The organism is Streptacidiphilus melanogenes, from assembly GCF_000787835.1.
Lineage (GTDB): Bacteria > Actinomycetota > Actinomycetes > Streptomycetales > Streptomycetaceae > Streptacidiphilus > Streptacidiphilus melanogenes.
On the sequence record NZ_BBPP01000001.1, the window covers coordinates 335,188 to 354,422 of the forward strand.

The window sequence follows — 19,235 nt, forward strand, 5'->3', positions numbered from 1 at the left end:
CGGTTCAGCCTTCCGTGTGCGCGAGTTGGAACGCGGTGTTGACGAGGGCGACGTGCGTGAACGCCTGTGGGGTGTTGCCGAGCTGACGGCCCGCCACCGGATCCCACTCCTCCGAGATCAGGCCGAGGTCGTTGGCCAGGTAGCGCAGCCGGTCGAAGAGGGCGCGGGCCTCGTCGACGCGGCCGATGAGGATCAGGGCGTCGCACAGCCAGTAGGAGCAGGCCAGGAACGCCCCCTCGGAGCCGGCCAGGCCGTCCACGGCGTCGGTGGCCGCGTCGTCGGTCGGCGTGGAGTAGCGCAGGATGAAGCCGTCGTGGTGCAGCTCGCGCTGGATCGCCTCGATGGTGGCGACGACACGTGGGTCCTCGGGCGGCAGGAAGCCGGTCTTGACCGTGAAGAGGGTGGACGCGTCCAGCGCCGCTCCGCCGTAGTACTGGGTGAAGACGCCGCGCTTCTTGTCCACGCCGCGGGAGCAGACGTCGGCGTGGATGATGTCGCGCAGCTCGCGCCAGCGCTCGACGGGGCCCGCCATCTTGGTCTCCTCCGCGAGCTTGACCGCGCGGTCGAAGGCCACCCAGCACATGATCTTGGAGTGGACGAAGTGGCGGCGCGGGCCGCGCACCTCCCACAGCCCCTCGTCGGGGTCGGACCAGTGCTCCTCCAGGAACTCCAGCAGCTTGAGCAGGAGCCGCCACACGTGAAGCTCTATCTTGATCCCGTGCTGGTGGCCCAGGTAGAGGGTGTCCACCACCTCGCCGTAGACGTCCAGCTGGAGCTGGTCGACGGCCGCGTTGCCGAACCGGACGGGGTGGGAGCCCTCGTAGCCGGGGAGCCAGTCGGCCAGCTGCTCCGGCAGGCGCCGCTCGCCGTCGACCCCGTACATGGTCTGCAGTGCCGCCGGGTCGCCGGCGATCGCGCGCAGCAGCCACTGGTACCAGGCCACGGCCTCGCGCCGGTAGCCGGCGTTCAGCAGCGCGGACAGCGTCATGGTGGAGTCGCGCAGCCAGCAGAAGCGGTAGTCCCAGTTGCGCGCACCGCCGATCTGCTCGGGCAGGCCCGCCGTCGCGGCCGCGACGATGCCGCCGGTGGGGTCGTAGGTGAGCGCCTTCAGGGTGATCAACGAGCGCCGCACCGCCGACTGGTCCTGGTCGAGGAGGCCCGGCGCGCAGTGGTCGGCCCAGCGCTGCCAGTCCTCCAGGGTGGTCGCCAGTGACTTCTCCGCGTCCTGTCGCGGGGCGGCCGAGTGGTGCGAGGGGGTCCAGCTCAGCACGAACGGGATCCGCTCGCCCGCGTGGACGGTGAACTCGGAGTACGTGGCGAAGTCGCGGCCGTAGGTGTGGACCTTCTCGTCGCAGCGCAGCCAGACGGCGTCCGGGCCGGCGATGGCGACCCGGTGGTGGTTGGTGCGGCGCATCCACGGCACGACGCGCGCGTAGTCGAAGCGCAGCCGCAGCTCGCCGACCATCTCCACGGACCCGCTGATGCCCTCGACGATCCGCATCACGTCGGGCGTGCGGTCGCGCTGCGGCATGAAGTCGATCACCCGGACGCTGCCGGTGGACGTGGTCCACTCGGTCTGCAGGACCAGGCTGTCGCCGATGTAGGAGCGGAACGGCGCCTCGCCGTCCGAGGCGGGGGCCAGCCGCCAGTGTCCGTGTTCGTCGCCGCCGAGCAGCGCGGCGAAGCAGCTGGGGGAGTCGAAGCGGGGCAGGCAGAGCCAGTCGATCGATCCGTCCCTGCCCACCAGCGCGGCGGTCTGCAGGTCTCCGATCAGCGCGTAGTCCTCGATGCGTCCGGGCATGGTGTCCATCCTGCCCCTACGCGCCGCCGAAATCAGGCCTTTCGGGCCAGCTTGATCTCGCGTCGGAACAGGAACCACCACGCGACGGGGATCAGCGCGGCGAAGACCCACCACTGGATCGCGTAGGGCAGGTGCACGCCCTTGCCCACGACCGCCATGCTGTCGGACTGGTTGTCGTTGGGGTTCGGCACCTGCTCGGCCTGCGCGGACGAGGGCAGCGCGGGCGAGGAACCGGTCAGCTCCAGATAGCCGGCCAGCAGCGGTTCGCCGAGACGCTTCTGCTGCTCACCGCTGTTGATCAGCATGAACTGCCGGTCGGGCATGCCGCCCGGGTTCCGGATGCCGGTGAGCGCCGTGGTCTCGTCCGGGCGCAGCCGCCCGGTGACGGTGATCTCGCCGGTCGGCGTGGACGGGACGGCCGGGAACTGGGCGCCCATGGTGTTGCCGGGGGTGATCCAGCCGCGGTTGACCAGCACCGCCTTGCCGTCGTCCTGGATCAGCGGGGTGACCAGGTAGAAGCCGATGTTGTCGCCGGAGGCGTCGGTGCGGTGCCGCACCACGAACTGGTGCGCCGGGTCGAAGTGCCCGTGCGCGGTGACGGTCCGGTACATCTCGCTCAGCGGGACCGTCGCGCCCGGCTTCGACAACGACTCCATGGGAACCGCCGCCGCGTCCAGATTGGCGTTGGTCATGGCGTTGTTGCGGTTGGTCTGCTGGTAGCGGTGGTACTGCCACTGGCCCAGCCAGATCATCGCGGGGATGAGGGCCAGGAACACCAGGGTGAGCGCCACCCAGCGCCGGGTGAGCAGGATGCGGAACACTGAAGAACGGTACCTCCGCTTCTCAGCGCCCCTGCGCCGGGGGTCCGCCCTGCGCCGGCCCAGGCGCGGCCTCCTGCTCCTGGACGTGCTGCAGCAGTTGCAGGAACGCCGCCTCGTCCACGGTCGGCGTGCCGACCTCGCGCGCCTTGCGGGCCTTGGTGGACCAGCCGCCCGGGTCGTTGGTCACCAGCAGGCTGGTGAGACGGCTCACAGACGAGGCGACGTGGAGCCCGGCCTCGGTGAGCCGGTCCTCCAGCACCTCGCGGTCGGTCGCGGTGTCCCCGGTGATCGCCACTCGCATGCCCTGGACCAGCGGACCGTCCGGACGCCAGCGCCCCGGGTTCGGGTACGGACAGACGGGGCGCCGCTTGGCCGGGCGGTATCCGCCCCACGCGCCGGCCCGGCGCACCATCTGCGGGCCTGCCTGTCCGGGGATGTACGAGCGGGCGGCCGCCCGGGACTCCTCGGCCAGGCCCAGATCGCTTATCGGGACGCACGGCACCAGCGGCAGCCGCAGCCCCGCCTCGGCCGCCAGCCGCAGGCTCGGCCGGAAGACCTCCGCCAGCACCCGCGCGTCGTCCAGCGCGTGGTGCGCGCGGCGCGTCTCGACGCCGAAGTGCGCCGCCAGGGTGCCGAGTTTGTGATTGGGCAGCGGCAGCCCGAGGTCGCGCGAGAGCACGATGGTGCACAGCCGCTGCTCGATCGGCGCCCGGCTGCTCATCCGGGCGTACTCACGGGAGATCATCGACCAGTCGAACAGGGCGTTGTGAGCGACCAGCACCCGCCCCGCCAGCCGCCGGCTCAGCTCCTCGGCCACCCCGGGGAAGGTCGGCGAGCCCTCCAGCATGTCGCTGGTCAGCCCGTGGATCCAGACCGGGCCGGGATCGCGCTCCGGATTGACGGTCGCGTACCAGTGGTCCTGCACCGCGCCGCGCGGGTCGAGCTGGTAGACACCGACGGAGATGACGCGGTCCGTCCGGCCGAGGCCGGTGGTCTCCACGTCGACCACGGCCCACCCCGCGTCCGGGTAGTCCGCGGGCCACGTCTCGATGTCAGATCCAGGAAGCACGGTGGAACACAATACGGTGGAAGCCCGACAGCGCCCGACCGGCCTGCACGGAGAGACAGAGAGAGACAGAAACATGCGCGCCACTGTGATCCATGGACCGAACGACATCCGGGTGGAGGAGGTCCCCGATCCGGTCGTGCGGAAGTCCACCGACGCCGTGGTCCGCACGGTCCTCGCCTGCATCTGCGGCAGCGACCTGTGGGCCTACCGCGGCGTCGCCGCACGCGAGAAGGGCCAGCGGATCGGGCACGAGTTCCTGGGCGTGGTCGAGTCCGTCGGCGCTGACGTCCGCGGCGTGGGGCCCGGCGACCTGGTCGTCGCGCCGTTCGTCTGGTCCGACGGCGTGTGCGAGTTCTGCGCCGAGGGCCTGCAGACCTCGTGCCCGCACGGCGGCTTCTGGGGCGAGCCCGGCTCCGACGGCGGCCAGGGCGAGGCGGTCCGGGTGCCCTTCGCCGACGGCACCCTGGTCAAGCTCCCCGCTGACGCCCAGTCGGACCAGCGGCTGCTGACCGCGATGCTCGCCCTGTCCGACGTGATGTCCACCGGCCACCACGCGGCGCTGGCGGCGGGCGTCCGTCCCGGCGCGACGGTCGCCGTCGTCGGCGACGGTGCGGTCGGCCTGTGCGGCGTGCTCGCCGCCAAGCGGCTGGGCGCGGAGCGCATCATCGCGATGGGCCGCCACGAGACCCGCACCGCCATCGCCCGCACCTTCGGCGCGACGGACGTCGTCGCCGCGCGCGGCGACGAGGCGGTCGACGCGGTGCGCGAGCTGACGGGCGGTCTGGGCGCGCACGCCGTGCTGGAGGCGGTGGGCACCGAGCAGTCCATGAAGACCGCGATCTCCATCACCCGCGACGGCGGCGCGGTCGGCTACGTCGGCGTCCCGCACGGCGGCAGCGCGGGCGTCGACATCAGCCAGATGTTCAACCGCAACGTCGCCCTGCGCGGCGGCGTCGCCCCGGCCCGCGCCTACATCCCCGAGCTGCTGGCGGACGTCCTCTCCGGCGTGATCGACCCCTCCCCGGTCTTCGACGCCGAGGTGCCGCTGTCCGGAGTCCCGGACGGCTACAAGTCGATGGACGAGCGCACGGCGCTCAAGGTGAAGATCACCTTCTAGTGCCGTGCCCGCCGGCCTTGCCCCGCGCAGAGGTTGGCGGGCGCGGCACCAGTCACCTCTCCCCCGTAAAGTGATCATGCTCACTGTTGAGCCTGATCACGGGGGAGATCCGCTTGAGTGCCATTGCGTTCAACCTGACGACCGCGGCGCTGATGGTGCTGCTGTTCCGCACCGGGGTGGTGCTGGTCGGCGAGGACACGGTCCGTCGCCGGCCGGTGCCCTGGGCCGCGGTAGCGCTCACCGCCGTGGCCGTCGGCGCGGTGGTGCTGCAGCTGTGCTGGTCCGGGGCGATGGACGCGCTGGACAGTGATCCGCGCCGCAACGGCTGGTGGCGGGTGGTGACCTCCGTCTTCATGCAGAACGGCGGGGCGTTCGGGACCGTCTGGAACCTGGTCACCCTCGCGGCCGTCGCCGCGCTCGCACAGTGGTTCTGGCGCGCGCCGCTGATGCTGGCCCTGTTCGCGGCGGGCATCCTGCTGCCCCAACGGATCGACGAGATCTTCGGGGAGACCGCCCGCAGCACCGACCCGCGTAACTTCGCGGGCAGTTCCGGCGCGACGTACTTCCTGGCCGCGACCCTCGCGGCGGGCCTGCTGCTCAGCGCCACGGACGCCAAGCCGCGGCTGCTGGCCCTCGCCGCGCCCGCAGCCGGCCTGGCCATGTGGGTGGCCCAGGCCAACGGCCACGGGCTCGTCACCTGCTACGGGTTCGTCCTCGGCGCGCTCGTGCTGCCGCTCGCCCGTCGACTGCCCCGCCCGCCCGTGCCCGCCTCCGCGCTGCCCGCGGCGCCGCTCGCGGCCGAGGACACGGCCGAGCTCAACCAGGCGACGGCGCGGAGCTGAACAAGGGGACCAGGTGCGGGTCGTTGAACGAGGTGATGCGCGCCACCGCCGCTCCGGACAGCGTCAGCACCTGCGCCCCGTAAGGGTGGTAGCCGCCGTCGTCACCGCGCCTGCGGATCACGACCGCGGCCTGGCCGTTGGCGCGGGTCGGCTCCATCCGCCACAGGCCCGGACGCATGACCCTGGCGGAGAGGAAGCCGACGACCGCCGGGCGGCCGGTGAACCAGGTCGGGGTCGGCGGCATCTCCAACTCGACGTCGGCGCGCAGCAACCGCACCAGTGCGTCGGCGTCGGCCCGGGTGAAGGCGTCCACGTAGTCGTCGAGCAGTCTGCGCCGGGCGGTCTCGTCGGGTTCGGCGAGGTCGTCCGCGACCGGACCGGCCTCGGCGAGGGCCGCGCGGGCGCGCCGCAGCGTGCTGTCGACCGCGGCGGCCGTCGTGTCCAGCATCTCCGCGACCTCCGCGCCCCGGAACGCCAGCACGTCACGGAGCGTCAGCACCGCGCGCTGGCGGGCCGAGAGGAACTGCAGCGCGGCGATGAACGCCAGCCGCACGCCGCTGCGCGCGGCCACGACCGCCGCCGGGTCGTCTCCGCCCCCGCCGAACCGGGCGTCGGGCGCGGGCTCCAGCCATGGGACGCTCGGCTCGCGCGCGGCGACGGCGACCCGGTGGTCGTCCTCCGGCGCGCCGAGCCCGGACGGCAGCGGCCGCCGCGACCGGGTCTCCAGCGCGGTCAGGCACGCCATGGTCGCGATCTTGTACAGCCACCGCCGGACCGAGGACCGCCCCTCGAACCGGTCGAAGCCGCGCCACGCCCGCAGGTACGTCTCCTGCACCAGGTCCTCGGCGTCGTGGAGCGAGCCGAGCATCCGGTAGCAGTGCGCGAGCAGCTCCGGCCGGAACGGCTCGGTGAGCGCGGCGAACTCGGGGTTCGAGACCATGGAGCCCACGGTAGTCACGTCACTGGCCCAGCGGCTTGAGGCCCGCGCCGGTCACGACGTACTCGGCCGCACTGTCCGGGTCCGTCGCCACCTGCAGCACCGCCTTCGCGACCAGCTCGGGCGTCAGCACGGGCTCCAGGCCCCGGATGAAGGTCTCCCGGTCCACCCCGGCCCGCGCGGCGTAGCCGTCCACGGCGAGCGAGCCGATCCCGGTCAGCGGCGTCAGCTGCGGCAGCAACGCCACGAACCGGATGCCGAGGCCGGCGCGGGCCGACTCCTCCGCGCCGTAGCCGCTGATGAAGCGGACCGCCGCCTTGGCCGACGCGTACCCCCCGCTGAGCGGGGAGCCCTTGAGCGCGGCGCCGCTGGACATCTCCACCACGACGCTCCCGGGCGCGAGCGGCTGCCGCAGCGCGGCGCGGGTCCAGGTGAAGGCCTGGCGGGTGTCGGTGTTCCAGTTGACGCTGAACGTCTCCCACGTCTGCTCGTGCACCGCGCCGAGGTGCGGCCCGACCCCGGCGTTGAGCACGAGCAGCGTCGGACGGTGCTCGTGCAGGAGACGCTCGGCGAGCGCCTCGTCGGTGGCGTCCCCGACGACGGGCACAAAGCCCTCGCCGAGCTCCTCGCGCACGGCGGCGAGCTCGGCCTCGTTCCGGGCGACGCCGAGGACGCGCGTCCCCTGGGCGACGAACGTGGCGGCGATGGCCCGGCCGAAGCCCCGGCTCGCCCCGGTGATGATCGCGGTCATCGGACTCTCCTTGCGGCTGGTTGATTCCGTCGGGAAAAAGGACCAGCCGCAGCGCGAGAATCCGTCGCGGACCGCTACCGGAAGGCGTCCTGGCCGGTCAGGACCTTGCCGATGACGAGCTGGTGCATCTCGACGGTGCCCTCGTAGGTCAGCACCGACTCCAGGTTGTTGGCGTGGCGCATGATCGGGTACTCGTAGCTGATGCCGTTCGCGCCCAGGATCGTCCGGGCCGTCCGCGCGATCTCGATGGACTCGCGCACGTTGTTGAGCTTGCCGTAGCTGACCTGCTCCGGGCGGAGCGTGCCCGCGTCCATCCGGTTGCCCAGGTGCCAGGCCAGCAGCAGGCCCTTGTTGAGCTCCAGGGACATGTCGGCCAGCTTGGCCTGGGTCAGCTGGAACCCGCCGATCGGCTTGCCGAACTGCTCGCGGGTGATGCTGTACTCGCGCGCCGCCTCCAGGCAGCTGCGGGCCGCACCGAGCGAGCCCCAGACGATGCCGTAACGGGCCTGGTTGAGGCAGGACAGCGGACCCTTGAGGCCGCGGACCTCCGGGAAGACCGCCTCGGCGGGCAGCCGGACGTTGTCCAGGACGAGCTCGCTGGTGACCGAGGCCCGCAGCGAGCCCTTGTGCTTGATCTCCGGCGCCGAGAAGCCGGGCGTGTCCGTCGGGACGACGAACCCGCGGATGCCCTCGTCCGTCTGCGCCCAGACCACGGCGACGCCGGCCACCGAGCCGTTGGTGATCCACATCTTGCGGCCGTTGAGGATCCAGTCCGAGCCGTCCCGCTTGGCGCTGGTGCGCATCGAGGCCGGGTCGGAGCCGTGGTCGGGCTCGGTCAGGCCGAAGCAGCCGATGGTCTCGCCGGCCGCCATGCCGGGCAGCCACTGCTGCTTCTGCTCCTCACTGCCCCAGCGGTGGATCGCGTACATCGCCAGCGAGCCTTGGACGGAGACCAGCGAACGCAGACCGGAGTCGGCGGCCTCCAGCTCCACACAGGCCAGGCCGTACTGGACGGCCGTCGCACCCGCGCAGCCGTAGCCGTGCAGGTGCATGCCGAGCGCCCCGATGGAGCCGAGCTCACGGGCCAGCTCGCGCACGGTCGGCAGCTCGCCCGCCTCGTACCAGTCGGCGATGTGCGGCAGCACCCGGTCCGCGCACCACGCGCGGACGGTGTCGCGGACCGCGAGGTCCTCCTCGCTCAGCAGGTCGTCGAAGCCGAGCGGGTCACGGGGGTCGAGAGCGGTGCTCATGCGCGGTCCTTGTCAGCGGGGAGAGGGTGGGAAGCGGGAGCGGCGAGCCAGGCGCGTACGGCGTCATTGTGCTCGCCGAGCCGCGGCGGCGCGACGGGCGGCCGGACGGGAGTCGCGGTCAGGGTGAGCGGGCTGCGCACCTGCGGCACCCGGCCCGGGCCCACGTCCGCGACCGGCGCCAGGCCCAGCTCGGCGGCCAGTGCGAACGCGCCGGCCAGGTCGTTGACGGGCCCGCACGGCACGCCCGCCTCGGTCAGCAGCGCCTGCCACTCGGCCGCGCCGCGGGCGGCCAGGGCCGCTTCCAGCACGACGACCAGCTCGGCGCGGTTGCGCACGCGCTCGCCGTTGGTCGCGTAGCGCGGGTCCTCGGCGAGGCCCGGGACCCCGAGGGTCTTCGCGAGCACGCGGAACTGCCCGTCGTTGCCGCAGGCGACGGCCAGCAGTTCGGCGCCGCCCGTGCCGTCAGAGGCGCCCGTGCCGCAACGCAGCGTCTCGTAGGGGGCGATGCTGGGGTGCTGGTTGCCCATCCGGGACGGAGCGCTGCCGGTGGCGAGGTAGGAGGAGGCCTGGTTGGCCAGCGAGCCGAGCAGGCTGGCGAGCAGATTCACCTCGACGTGCTGGCCCTGGCCGGTGCGGTCGCGGTGGTGCAACGCGGCGAGGATCGCGGCGACCGCGTCCTTGGCCGTCAGCACGTCCACCAGTGCGACGCCGACCTTGTGCGGTTCGCCGTCCGGTGCGCCGGTGATGCTCATCAGGCCGCCCACGGCCTGCACCACGAAGTCGTAGCCCGGCAGTGCGCTGCCGGTGCCGAAGCCCGTGATCGAGCAGTAGACCAGCCCCGGGTTCGCGGCCAGCGCGGACGCCTGGTCCAGGCCGTAGCGGGCGAGCGAGCCGGGCTTGAAGTTCTCGATCAGGATGTCGGCGCGAGCGGCCAGCTCGCGCGCCAGCGCGGCGTCCCCGGGATCGGCCAGGTCCAGCGTGACGCCCTGCTTGGAGCGGTTGGCGCAGTCGAAGTAGGCGGCGGTGCCGTCGACGAACGGCGGACCCCACGCGCGGGTGTCGTCGCCTTCGCCGGGACGCTCGACCTTGATCACGGTCGCGCCCAGGTCGGCGAGGGTCGCCGCGGCGAGCGGGCCGGCCAGCACGCGGCTGAAGTCGGCCACGAGCACGCCGTCCAGCGGCGGCGGGCCGGACGCGACCGGGCTGGACGGGGAGGTGCCATCCGGAGTGCTTGCCATGGACGTCATGCTCGCAAGATCCAAACGAGGGTTGGAATAGGCCCCAGCGGTGAGAAGCCCGACATGGACACTCCTCAGTGTCCATGGCGTCCCCGGTGTCCGTCGCGCGGTCGGCAGGGCGGCCGTGTCGCACGCGGGCACTAGGCTGGAGCGGAAGGCAACGGAAGGCGGAGGGCATCGTGACCACGGCGGAGCAGGGTCTGCTCGACACCTTCGGGCGTCGTGCCGTCGACCTGCGTGTCTCGCTGACCGACCGGTGCAATCTGCGCTGCACGTACTGCATGCCCGAGGAGGGCATGCAGTGGCTGGCCAAGGACACCCTGCTGACGGACGACGAGATCGTGCGGCTGGTCGGGATCGCCGTGCAGGCCCTGGGCGTGCGCGAGGTCCGCTTCACCGGGGGCGAGCCGCTGTTGCGGCCCGGTCTGGTCGGCATCGTCGCCCGGTGCGCGGAGCTCACGCCGCGGCCTGAGCTGTCGCTCACCACCAACGGCATCGGCCTCGCGCGGACGGCGTCCGCGCTGAAGGCCGCCGGGCTGGACCGGATCAACGTCTCCCTGGACACCCTCGACCCCGAGACCTTCCGGACGCTGTCGCGCCGCGACCGCCTCGACGACGTCCTGGCCGGCCTCGCCGCGGCGGAGGCCGCGGGCCTGCTGCCGGTCAAGCTGAACGCAGTGCTGATGCGCGGCGTCAACGACCACGAGGCGGCCGACCTGCTGGCGTGGTCCCTGGAGCGCGGCTACGAGCTCCGCTTCATCGAGCAGATGCCGCTGGACGCCCAGCACGGCTGGGTGCGCACCAACATGATCACCGCGGAGGAGATCCTCGACCGCCTCTCCGCGCGCTTCACGCTCACCCCCGAGCCGAGCGCGGCGCGCGGCGCGGCGCCGGCCGAGCGGTGGCTCGTCGACGGCGGTCCCGGACGCGTGGGCGTCATCGCCTCGGTCACCCGCCCGTTCTGCCGCGCCTGCGACCGTACGCGGCTCACCGCCGACGGCCAGATCCGCAACTGCCTCTTCGCGACGGAGGAGACGGACCTCCGCGGGGCGCTCCGCGGCGGCGGCACGGACACCGACATCGCGGAGCTGTGGCGCAAGGCGATGTGGGGCAAGAAGGCCGCCGCCGGCACCGACGCCCCGGCAGGCATCGACGCCCCGGCCTTCCACCAGCCGGCCCGCCCGATGTCCGCCATCGGCGGCTGAAGCCCGCCAGGCTGGGCGCGGGGGACGTTGAACTCACCCGCAGGCGCGGGGAACGCACCCAGCCGGCATGCCGAACGCGCAGGGCCATCCTCCCCCAGCCTTCGGCCGGGGGTGCCCCGATGTCGTTGGTTTCTCGCGCAGTTCCCCGCGCCTCCGAAGTAGGGCAACTGAATATCCGTGCGATGGTCGGAAATGTGCAGGGCATAGAGTGGCGCGTGCCATCCGAGCCAGGGGGAGCCCGCATGACGCACGAGGAACGGACGCACGGCCTGGGGAAGTTGCTGCCGACCCGTCACCCCGCTGCGGCCATCGCCCTGGTGTTCGGTGTGACCGCCGTCGTGGGGTGGGTGCTCGGGTGGCCGATGGGGTTCGACGACGCCGTGTACCGGGCGGGCGCGTGGGCCGTGCTGCATGGCAAGCCGTTGTACGAGCCGCTGGCGGCTCTCCCGCACTGGTCGCAGGTGCGGCAGCTGCCGTTCACCTATCCTCCCGTCGCGGCGCTGCTGTTCACGCCGCTGACGCTGCTTCCGCTGCAGCTCGCGTGGGGAGTGATGGCCGTCGTCTCGACGTTCGCGCTCGCGTTCGTCGTGCGGACGCCCTTCAGGGACGCGCGCTGGACGCCGGTCGCCGCGCTGACCATGGTGGGGGCGTTCGCACTGGAGCCGGTGTGGCGCACCTTCTCGCTCGGGCAGGTGAACCTGCTGCTGCTCGCGCTCGTCGTCGCCGACGGACTGCTGCTGCCGCGCACCCGCTGGGGCGGGACGCTGATCGGGCTGGCGGCTGCCGTCAAGCTGACGCCGCTGATCTTCGTTGCGTACCTGCTGGTCACCGGCCGCCGCGCGGACGCAGGGCGGGCGCTCGGAGTGTTCGTCGGGCTCAACCTGCTCGGCGCGCTGCTGCTCCCGACCGACACGGTCGACTACGTGACCGGGGGCATGCTGGGCGGCGACGACGCCACCGGGAACGCCTGGGGCGGCAACCAGTCGCTCAACGGGCTGATGCAGCGACTGACCGGGCAGGCGAGCTGGGCCTTCGCCGTCGCGGCGGTGGCCGCGGGCCTCTGCGTCGTCGTTGCGCTGCTGCTCGCGCGCAAGCTGCACTCCCGTGGCGAGGCCCTCGGCGCCCTGCTGGTCACGGCCTGTGCGGGCGCGCTGGCCAGCCCCATATCGTGGAGTCACCACTGGGTCTTCGTGGTGCCGCTGGCCGCCCTGCTGGTGCGTCAGGTGCGGCACTCGTCCGCGCGCGGGCCGCGCCTACTGCTCGGCGCGCTGGTCGCGGTCTTCAGTGGCTGGTCGCTGTTCGTCGTGCCCATGGGCGAGCTCCGTGAACTGCGCTGGAATCCAGGGCAGATGCTGCTGGGCAACGTGTACGTGCTCGTCGGCGTCGCCGTGCTGGCGCTGCTGGCGTGGCGGCTGCTGCGGCCAGGGGCCGAACCCGTGCCGGCGCTGCCAGGGGTGCGGGTCAGCTTGCCCGGGCCTCGCCCTCCGGTGAGTCGGCAGCCTGCCAGTCGGCCAGTGGCACGACGTCCTTGAGGAAGCCGCGCAGGTCCAGGAACTGGGACAGGTGGTCCTTGTGCTCGTCGCAGGCGAGCCAGGTCTTGCGGCGGTCGGGGGTGTGCAGCTTGGGGTTGTTCCAGGCCAGCACCCACGCGGCGGCGGCGCGGCAGCCCTTGGCCGAGCAGACGGGCTGATCCGGGGTCTCGGAGGCGAGAGTGTCGGAGCTCATGCCGACCACCCTAATCCGCGCGCGGCGGGCAAGGCGATGCCGGGCAGCCACGGGGGGAGCCGCCCGGCATCGGTCCGTCGCTCCGACGGGGGATGCGGAGCGCGTCAGCAGTATGGCATGAAGGGATGTGCCGTTGGCCAGTGATCCCGAGAAACAAATTCGGGCTCCCGCTAAGGCTCCGTTAAGGCTTGAGGGCGTGGCCAGGAACGCGCGTCACGGCTGCGCGTCGGTGTTCGAATCACCGGTGCCGGTACCGGTACCGGTGCCGGTGCCAGAGCCAGTGCCGGCGCCGGGGCCCAGCGCGGGCGGCGGCCGGAAGTCGACGGCGAAGGACTCCGGCGCCCTCGGTGCGCCCTCGCGGCCCGCGTTGGCGAAGACGACGGCGAAGTAGGGGATGACCGTGCCGCCGACCAGGGCGACGATGGCCGCGATCCGCGACTCCTGCCACAGCACGACGGCGAGGATCACGCACACCGTGCGGACCAGCATGGAGACCAGGTAGCGGCGCTGCCGCGCGCGCACGTCGTCGGTCAGGCTCGACCGCGCGCCGGTGATCCGGATCGCCTTCGCCTTGGTCATCCCCGCCGCACCGCCCCTTCGCGCTCTGTGGGGCTCGCTCCCCCGTCGCTCCACCGTACGCCGCGGGCACCCGCCCGAGGAGAGGGGGGTGCCCGCGACATGCCGGGGACCGGGACTGCCGGAGACCGGCCGGACCGGTCAGTGGGGCGTCACGACGCCTGGCTCACGGAGCTCATGTGGAAGTCCGCGACCCGCACCGGCGGCATCGCCGCGCGGGTGAACCAGTCGCCCCACTCGCGCGGCAGGCACGCCTCGGTGCGACCGGTCTCGGTGATCCGGCCGAGCAGGTCGACGGGGGACTCGTTGAACCGGAAGTTGTTCACCGCGCCGGTCACCTCCCCGTTCTCGACCAGGTAGACGCCGTCGCGGGTGAGGCCCGTCAACAGCAGCGTCGCCGGATCCACCTCGCGGATGTACCACAGGCACGTCAGCAGCAGGCCGCGCTCCGTGCGGGCGACCATCTCATCCAGCGTCGGGCCCGCTTGCGGGTCCGCGCCCTCGAAGACGAGGTTGTCGATGCCGGGGCGGACCGGCAGTCCGGTCAGGCCCGCCGAGTGACGCGTGGTCAGCAGGTTGGTCAGCTCGCCGTCGCGGATCCAGTCCGTCGGGGCCAGCGGCAGACCGTTGTCGAAGACGGAGCTGTCGCCGCCCGAGGCGTGGGCGAGGACGAACGGCGAGGCCTCCAGGCCGGGGTAGGCCGGGTCGCTGCGCAGCGTCAGCGGCAGCTGGGCCAGCTTCTCGCCCACCCGGGTCTGTCCGCCGGGCTTGGAGAAGACCGTGCGGCCCTCCTTGGCGTCGCGGCCGCCCGCCGACCAGCTCATGTAGATCATGAGGTCGGCCAGCGCCGAGGGCGGCAGCAGCGTCTCGTAACGGCCCGCGGGCAGGTCCACCTTCCGCTCGGCCCAGGCCAGGCGCTGCGCGAGCTGCGCCTCCAGGGCCTCCACGTCCACGTCGCGGAAGTCGCGGGTGGCCGCGCCCGCCCAGGCGGAGGCGGAGAGGTCGGCGGTCTTGGCGTTGAGCTCCAGCGTGCCGGTCGGCTGGTCGTGCCGGAGCCGGATGCCGGTGGAGGTGCCCAGGTAGGTCGAGGTGACCATGTGGTTGGCGAAGCCGTAGAGCAGGCGGCCGCTCTTGCGCGCGAGCGCGAAGGCCTCACCGAGCGCCGGGGCGAAGGCGGCGAAGACGTCGGCGCCGGTCTCGGCCGGTGCCTCGGTGAAGTCGGCGGAGGCCGGACCGGCGGCCGCCAGCAGCGGCTGGGCGTCCTCGGCCGGGCCCGCCGCCCGCGCGGCGGCCTCGGCGGCAGGTCCTCCAGGTCGTCCCTGGTGACGGCCTCGCGGGAGACCACGCCGGAGGCGGTGCCCTCCTGGCCGTCGACGGTGGCGACAACGGTGAGCGTCCGGCCGCGGGTGACGCCGTTGGTGGTGAGGCTGTTGCCCGCCCAGCGCAGGTTGGCCGTCGACTCCTCGTCGGCGATGACGACGCAGCCGTCGGCGCGGGACAGCTCCAGTGCGCGCTCGACCAGCTCGTGGGGCAGAGCCGAGTTCTGTGCGGTCATCAGCGACCCGCCTCCTGCTGGGTGTTGAGCACGTTGACGGAGCGGAACAGGGCCGAGGGGCAGCCGTGCGAGACGGCCGCGACCTGGCCGGGCTGGGCCTTGCCGCAGTTGAAGGCGCCGCCCAGCACGTAGGTCTGCGGACCGCCGACGGCCTCCATGGAGCCCCAGAAGTCCGTGGTGGTCGCCTGGTAGGCGACGTCCTTGACCTGGCCGGCCAGCTTGCCGCCGCGGATGCGGAAGAACCGCTGCCCGGTGAACTGGAAGTTGTAGCGCTGCATGTCGATCGACCAGGAGCGGTCGCCGACGATGTACAGGCCGTCCTCCACGCCCGCGATCAGCCCGGCGGTGTCCGGGCCGTCGGCGGCCGGCTGGAGCGAGACGTTGGCCATCCGCTGCACCGGCACGTGCGCGGGGGAGTCGGCGAAGGCGCAGCCGTTGGAACGGCCCAGGCCCTTCAGCTTCGCCATCCGGCGGTCGAGCTGGTAGCCGACGAGCGTGCCGTCCTTGACCAGGTCCCACGCCTGCGTCTGCACGCCCTCGTCGTCGTAGCCGATGGTCGCGAGGCCGTGTTCGACGGTGCGGTCGCCGGTGACGTGCATCAGGTCCGAGCCGTAGCGCAGCGAGCCGAGCTTGTCGAAGGTGGCGAAGGAGGTGCCCGCGTAGGCCGCCTCGTAGCCGAGCGCGCGGTCCAGCTCGGTGGCGTGGCCGATCGACTCGTGGATGGTCAGCCACAGGTTGGACGGGTCGACCACCAGGTCGTAGCGGCCGGCCTCGATGCCGGGGGCCTTCATCTTCTCGGCCAGCAGCTCCGGCAGCTCGGCCAGCTCCGCGTTCCAGTCCCAGCCGGTGCCGCGCAGGTACTCGAAGCCGCGGCCGACCGGCGGGGCGATGGTCCGCATCGAGTCGAACGCGCCGGTCGCCTCGTCGACGGAGACCGCCTCCAGCTCCGGGTGCACCCGCACGCGCTGCTGCGTGGTGGTGGTGCCCGCGGTGTCGGCGTAGAACTTGTTCTCCTGCACGGCCAGCAGCGCGGCCGTCACGTGCGAGACGCCCTGGGCGTCCAGCAGGCGGCGGCTCCAGTCGGCCAGCAGCGCGACCTTTTCCGCGTCCGGCACGTCGAAGGGGTTCTCCTCGTAGGAGGAGACCCAGCTGACGTCGCCGTAGGCAGGCTCCTCGGCCAGTTCCACGGTCTCCTCGCTGAGCACGCCGGAAAGCTGGGCGACCGCCACGGCCTGCTCGGCGACGCGGGCGACCGCCTCCGGCGTCAGGTCCACGCCCGCGGCGAAGCCCCAGGCGCCGTTCACGACCACGCGCACCGCGTAGCCGAGCTGCATCGAGTCCGAACCACCCGCCGGACGCGCGTCGCGCAGGCGCAGCGAGGCGCTGCGCACCCGCTCGAGGCGGAAGTCGGCGTGGCTGACGCCGAGCGCCCGGGCCCGGCTGAGTGCGGCGTCGGCGAGGGGCCGCAGCGGCAGGGCGAGGAAGGAGTCGTCCATGCCTGGCGATGTCCGCGACATCGGTCTCCTCTTCTGAGGGATCGAGGGAAGATTTGCTGGTACGCATCCTGCCCCGAACCGCGCGTTCCGTGCGTGCGACTGTCAGAAGCCGACAGATACCACCGCGCCGCGCTGTGGAGGGTCGATTCGCCCACGCCGTCCGCGAGCGGATAGCGTCGCAATGTCCGCGAGATCGCTGCACGTGAGAGAGGTATGCCTGTGAGCCGGTCGGTTCTGGTCACCGGAGGCAACCGGGGCATCGGCCTCGCCATCGCCCGCGCCTTCGTCGAGGCGGGCGACAAGGTCGCCGTCACCTACCGTTCCGGCGAGCCGCCGGAGGGGCTGCTGGGCGTCAAGTGCGACATCACCGACTCCGAGCAGGTCGAGCAGGCCTTCAAGGAGATCGAGGCGGCCCAGGGCCCCGTCGAGGTGCTGGTCGCCAACGCCGGCATCACCCGCGACACCCTGCTGCTGCGCATGTCCGAGGAGGACTTCAGCTCCGTCCTCGACACCAACCTCACCGGCACCTTCCGCGTCGTCAAGCGCGCGACCAAGGGCATGCTGCGCGCCCGCAAGGGCCGCGTCGTGCTCATCTCGTCCGTGGTCGGCCTGCTGGGCTCCGCGGGTCAGGCCAACTACGCGGCCTCCAAGGCCGGTCTGGTCGGCTTCGCCCGCTCGGTGGCGCGTGAGCTGGGCTCCCGCAACATCACCTGCAACGTCGTCGCCCCCGGCTTCGTCGACACCGACATGACCGCGGTGCTGAGCGACGACCGCCGCGCCGAGATCGTCTCGCAGGTCCCGCTGGGCCGCTACGCGTCCCCGGACGAGATCGCCTCGGCCGTCCGCTTCCTCTCCTCGGACGAGGCCGCATACATCACCGGAGCCGTCATCCCCGTGGACGGCGGATTGGGAATGGGTCACTGATCACCATGAGTGGAATCCTCGACGGAAAGCGCGTCCTGGTCACCGGCGTGCTGATGGAGTCCTCCATCGCCTTCCAGGTCGCCAAGCTGGCCCAGGAGCAGGGCGCCGAGGTCATCCTGACCGCGTTCCCCCGCCCGAGCCTGACCGAGCGCATCGCCAAGAAGCTGCCGAAGCCGGCCAAGGTGCTGGAGCTGGACGTCACCAACGCCGAGCACCTCGCGTCCGTGGAGGACGCCGTGCGCGCGGAACTGGGCGGCCTCGACGGTGTCGTCCACTCCATCGGCTTCGCGCCGCAGGACGCCCTGGGCGGCAACTTCCTGAACACCCCGTGGGAGTCGGTCGGCACGGCCATGCACGTCAGCGCGTTCTCGCTGAAGTCGCTCGCCATGGCCTGCCTCCCGCTGCTGCCCGCCGAGGGCGGTTCCATCGTGGGCCTGACCTTCGACGCGACGGTGGCCTGGCCGCAGTACGACTGGATGGGCCCGGCGAAGGCCGCGCTGGAGGCGACCTCCCGCTACCTCGCCCGTGACCTCGGGAAGCAGAACATCCGCTGCAACCTGATCTCGGCCGGCCCGATCAAGTCCATGGCCGCGAAGTCCATCCCGGGCTTCGAGCAGCTGGCCGACACCTGGAACGTCCGCAGCCCGCTGGAGTGGGACGTGACGGACCCGGAGCCGGCCGCGCGCGGCGTCGTCGCGCTGCTGTCCGACTGGTTCCCCAAGACGACGGGCGAGATGATCCACGTCGACGGCGGCCTGCACGCGATCGGCGCGTAAGCAGCGCCTTGCCCAAGGGCGCGGGGAGCCTGGCTCCCCGCGCCCTTCGCGTTCACATCGAGCCGGCGAACAGCAGGGCGACCAGCTTGCCGTCCTCGTCACGGGCCTCGAGGCAGAGCGCCGACTCGTCGAGCACCGGGAACGCCAGGACGTTGGCCCCGGTCTGCTCGTTGGCCACGACGCTCACCCAGGCCGCGCCCGACGTGCCGAGCTCGGACTCGACGTGCGCCACGAGGGCGTCCAGATCGGCGAAGCCCTTCGGCGGGGTTCCGCCGGGCCGGAACGCGTCCATCGCGGTCGAGTCCCACAGGAAGCCGGTCTCGGCGCCCAGCGGCTGCCAGTCCTCCACCGCGTCCTCGAAGACGGCCTCGGCGATGACCTCGGGCTCGGCCAGCGGGACCAGCACCATGGTGACGAACGTCGAGGTCTCGCCGCTCTGCTGGTCGGTGCGCCGGACCGTGCCGAGGTAGACGGGGTGGTCGCCCGGCGGTACGTCCTCGCACTCGGACCACTCGGGCGGTTCAGGGCAGCTGAACACCACGTTCCCGGCGACCGTCAGGTCACCGGCGCGCTGGAACTCCTCCGGGCGGTCCCACTCCAGGACGTGCTCGTCCGCCAACTGCCGCAGCAGCGTGTCGATCTTCATGGGCCGGATACTGCCAGACGCCGCTGACAGGCAGACCCCGCTGACAGGCAGATCCCACCGAAAGGCAGCCCCCGCCGACAGGCGAGGCCTCAGCTGCGGCAGCCCTGCAGCGCGTTCGCGGCCTCGGCGGCCGCGTGTTCGGCGTCGCCGGCGCGGATGGCGTCGAGGATGCCGTCGTGGCTGACGTAGCGGTGCTCCTCCAGGACCGGGCCCACGGTTTCGCGCAGTTCCTCGCGCAGGACCTCGCCGAGGTCGGCGTAGAGGTCAGCGAGGACGCGGTTGTGGGAGGCGGCCATGACCGCCTGGTGGAAGGCGGCGTCGTTGAGGACGAAGGCCTCGGCGTCGCCCGAACTCCAGGCCTCCTCGCGGCGGTTCAGCGCCGTCTGGAGCAGGCGCAGGTCCTGCGCGGTGCGGCGGGTGGCCGCGAGGCGGGCCGCGGCCGCCTCCAACGCCAGGCGGAGTTCCGTCACTTCGGACTTCTCCGCCTCCGCGAAGCGGCGGTGCAT

Annotated in this window: 18 protein-coding genes and 1 pseudogene; 6 read left to right on the forward strand and 13 right to left on the reverse strand. The window is 72.4% G+C overall.

The features are described 5' to 3' along the window. Positions 1–4: 4 nt before the first annotated feature. From TR49_RS01470 to TR49_RS01480, 3 genes are read right to left on the reverse strand one after another with little or no spacing between them, the layout of a single operon-like run. On the reverse strand, positions 5–1,801 hold the full coding sequence (locus TR49_RS01470; RefSeq protein WP_042376132.1) for a glycoside hydrolase family 15 protein: 1,797 nt from the start codon (positions 1,799–1,801) through the stop codon (positions 5–7). Positions 1,802–1,833: 32 nt separating this feature from the next. Then, a complete protein-coding gene (locus tag TR49_RS01475) occupies positions 1,834–2,622 on the reverse strand; it encodes an SURF1 family cytochrome oxidase biogenesis protein (RefSeq protein WP_042376133.1) in 789 nt (262 codons plus the stop codon). Positions 2,623–2,644: 22 nt separating this feature from the next. Further along, complete coding sequence (locus TR49_RS01480) at positions 2,645–3,691, reverse strand: DEDDh family exonuclease (protein ID WP_042376134.1); 1,047 nt, start codon at positions 3,689–3,691, stop codon at positions 2,645–2,647. Between the two features lie 73 nt (positions 3,692–3,764). Between TR49_RS01480 and TR49_RS01485 the strand changes: the two genes are divergently transcribed. Beyond that, complete coding sequence (locus TR49_RS01485; protein WP_042376136.1) at positions 3,765–4,808, forward strand: zinc-dependent alcohol dehydrogenase family protein; 1,044 nt, start codon at positions 3,765–3,767, stop codon at positions 4,806–4,808. Between the two features lie 113 nt (positions 4,809–4,921). Beyond that, complete coding sequence (locus TR49_RS39545; protein WP_236653163.1) at positions 4,922–5,650, forward strand: hypothetical protein; 729 nt, start codon at positions 4,922–4,924, stop codon at positions 5,648–5,650. On the opposite strand, the gene TR49_RS01495 is transcribed toward TR49_RS39545, so the two are convergent. The 4 genes from TR49_RS01495 to TR49_RS01510 form a co-directional block, all read right to left on the reverse strand. Further along, the gene (locus TR49_RS01495; protein WP_369405286.1) at positions 5,625–6,608 is read right to left on the reverse strand and encodes an RNA polymerase subunit sigma-70; all 984 of its coding nucleotides are present in this window, start codon (positions 6,606–6,608) and stop codon (positions 5,625–5,627) included. The two genes, TR49_RS39545 and TR49_RS01495, sit on opposite strands and share 26 nt — an antisense overlap. A 1-nt stretch (position 6,609) precedes the next feature. Then, positions 6,610–7,338 (reverse strand): SDR family oxidoreductase, encoded by a 729-nt coding sequence (locus TR49_RS01500; RefSeq protein WP_042376138.1) that lies wholly within the window; start codon positions 7,336–7,338, stop codon positions 6,610–6,612. Between the two features lie 74 nt (positions 7,339–7,412). Beyond that, the gene (locus tag TR49_RS01505) at positions 7,413–8,588 is read right to left on the reverse strand and encodes an acyl-CoA dehydrogenase family protein (RefSeq protein WP_042376140.1); all 1,176 of its coding nucleotides are present in this window, start codon (positions 8,586–8,588) and stop codon (positions 7,413–7,415) included. Continuing rightward, complete coding sequence (locus TR49_RS01510; protein ID WP_042376406.1) at positions 8,585–9,826, reverse strand: CaiB/BaiF CoA transferase family protein; 1,242 nt, start codon at positions 9,824–9,826, stop codon at positions 8,585–8,587. Before TR49_RS01510 ends, TR49_RS01505 begins: the two co-directional genes overlap by 4 nt. 179 nt (positions 9,827–10,005) lie before the next feature. Here TR49_RS01510 and moaA point away from each other — a divergent pair, with 179 nt between their 5' ends. Both moaA and TR49_RS01520 read left to right on the forward strand, forming a co-directional pair. Next, positions 10,006–11,031 carry a GTP 3',8-cyclase MoaA gene (moaA, locus tag TR49_RS01515; protein WP_236653164.1) on the forward strand — a complete coding sequence of 342 codons (1,026 nt, stop codon included), beginning with the start codon at positions 10,006–10,008 and terminating at the stop codon, positions 11,029–11,031. Between the two features lie 242 nt (positions 11,032–11,273). Beyond that, complete coding sequence (locus TR49_RS01520) at positions 11,274–12,563, forward strand: glycosyltransferase 87 family protein (protein ID WP_063769999.1); 1,290 nt, start codon at positions 11,274–11,276, stop codon at positions 12,561–12,563. Here TR49_RS01520 and TR49_RS01525 read toward each other — a convergent pair. The 4 genes and pseudogenes from TR49_RS01525 to TR49_RS01540 form a co-directional block, all read right to left on the reverse strand. Continuing rightward, the gene (locus TR49_RS01525) at positions 12,493–12,756 is read right to left on the reverse strand and encodes a hypothetical protein (protein ID WP_042376410.1); all 264 of its coding nucleotides are present in this window, start codon (positions 12,754–12,756) and stop codon (positions 12,493–12,495) included. The two genes, TR49_RS01520 and TR49_RS01525, sit on opposite strands and share 71 nt — an antisense overlap. A gap of 213 nt (positions 12,757–12,969) precedes the next feature. Continuing rightward, positions 12,970–13,335, reverse strand: coding sequence for a DUF3099 domain-containing protein (locus TR49_RS01530; RefSeq protein ID WP_052433874.1), 366 nt, complete (start codon positions 13,333–13,335; stop codon positions 12,970–12,972). 149 nt (positions 13,336–13,484) lie between these two features. Then, positions 13,485–14,887, reverse strand: a pseudogene (locus TR49_RS01535) (metallopeptidase TldD-related protein). Next, a complete protein-coding gene (locus TR49_RS01540; protein ID WP_174501534.1) occupies positions 14,887–16,404 on the reverse strand; it encodes a TldD/PmbA family protein in 1,518 nt (505 codons plus the stop codon). The pseudogene TR49_RS01535 and the gene TR49_RS01540 overlap by 1 nt, the downstream one beginning before the upstream one ends. A gap of 198 nt (positions 16,405–16,602) precedes the next feature. Here TR49_RS01540 and fabG point away from each other — a divergent pair, with 198 nt between their 5' ends. Next, the gene (gene fabG, locus TR49_RS01545; protein ID WP_042376147.1) at positions 16,603–17,307 is read left to right on the forward strand and encodes a 3-oxoacyl-[acyl-carrier-protein] reductase; all 705 of its coding nucleotides are present in this window, start codon (positions 16,603–16,605) and stop codon (positions 17,305–17,307) included. Between the two features lie 5 nt (positions 17,308–17,312). Beyond that, positions 17,313–18,083 carry an enoyl-ACP reductase FabI gene (gene fabI, locus TR49_RS01550; protein ID WP_042376148.1) on the forward strand — a complete coding sequence of 257 codons (771 nt, stop codon included), beginning with the start codon at positions 17,313–17,315 and terminating at the stop codon, positions 18,081–18,083. A gap of 52 nt (positions 18,084–18,135) precedes the next feature. On the opposite strand, the gene TR49_RS01555 is transcribed toward fabI, so the two are convergent. Both TR49_RS01555 and TR49_RS01560 read right to left on the reverse strand, forming a co-directional pair. Continuing rightward, positions 18,136–18,729, reverse strand: coding sequence for a hypothetical protein (locus TR49_RS01555; RefSeq protein WP_042376150.1), 594 nt, complete (start codon positions 18,727–18,729; stop codon positions 18,136–18,138). A gap of 89 nt (positions 18,730–18,818) precedes the next feature. After that, the coding region (locus TR49_RS01560) for an FCD domain-containing protein (protein ID WP_042376152.1) at positions 18,819–19,235 on the reverse strand (417 nt) is incomplete at its 5' end.

Coding starts and splice junctions, on each gene's coding strand:
- TR49_RS01500 (WP_042376138.1), bottom strand. CDS start 7,338: ATGACCGCGATCATCACCGGGGCGAGCCGGGGCTTCGGCCGGGCCATC.
- TR49_RS01530 (WP_052433874.1), bottom strand. CDS start 13,335: ATGACCAAGGCGAAGGCGATCCGGATCACCGGCGCGCGGTCGAGCCTG.
- TR49_RS01510 (WP_042376406.1), bottom strand. CDS start 9,826: ATGGCAAGCACTCCGGATGGCACCTCCCCGTCCAGCCCGGTCGCGTCC.
- fabI (WP_042376148.1), top strand. CDS start 17,313: ATGAGTGGAATCCTCGACGGAAAGCGCGTCCTGGTCACCGGCGTGCTG.
- TR49_RS01520 (WP_063769999.1), top strand. CDS start 11,274: ATGACGCACGAGGAACGGACGCACGGCCTGGGGAAGTTGCTGCCGACC.
- TR49_RS01540 (WP_174501534.1), bottom strand. CDS start 16,404: ATGTCGCGGACATCGCCAGGCATGGACGACTCCTTCCTCGCCCTGCCG.
- TR49_RS01525 (WP_042376410.1), bottom strand. CDS start 12,756: ATGAGCTCCGACACTCTCGCCTCCGAGACCCCGGATCAGCCCGTCTGC.
- TR49_RS01470 (WP_042376132.1), bottom strand. CDS start 1,801: ATGCCCGGACGCATCGAGGACTACGCGCTGATCGGAGACCTGCAGACC.
- TR49_RS01555 (WP_042376150.1), bottom strand. CDS start 18,729: ATGAAGATCGACACGCTGCTGCGGCAGTTGGCGGACGAGCACGTCCTG.
- TR49_RS01505 (WP_042376140.1), bottom strand. CDS start 8,588: ATGAGCACCGCTCTCGACCCCCGTGACCCGCTCGGCTTCGACGACCTG.
- TR49_RS01485 (WP_042376136.1), top strand. CDS start 3,765: ATGCGCGCCACTGTGATCCATGGACCGAACGACATCCGGGTGGAGGAG.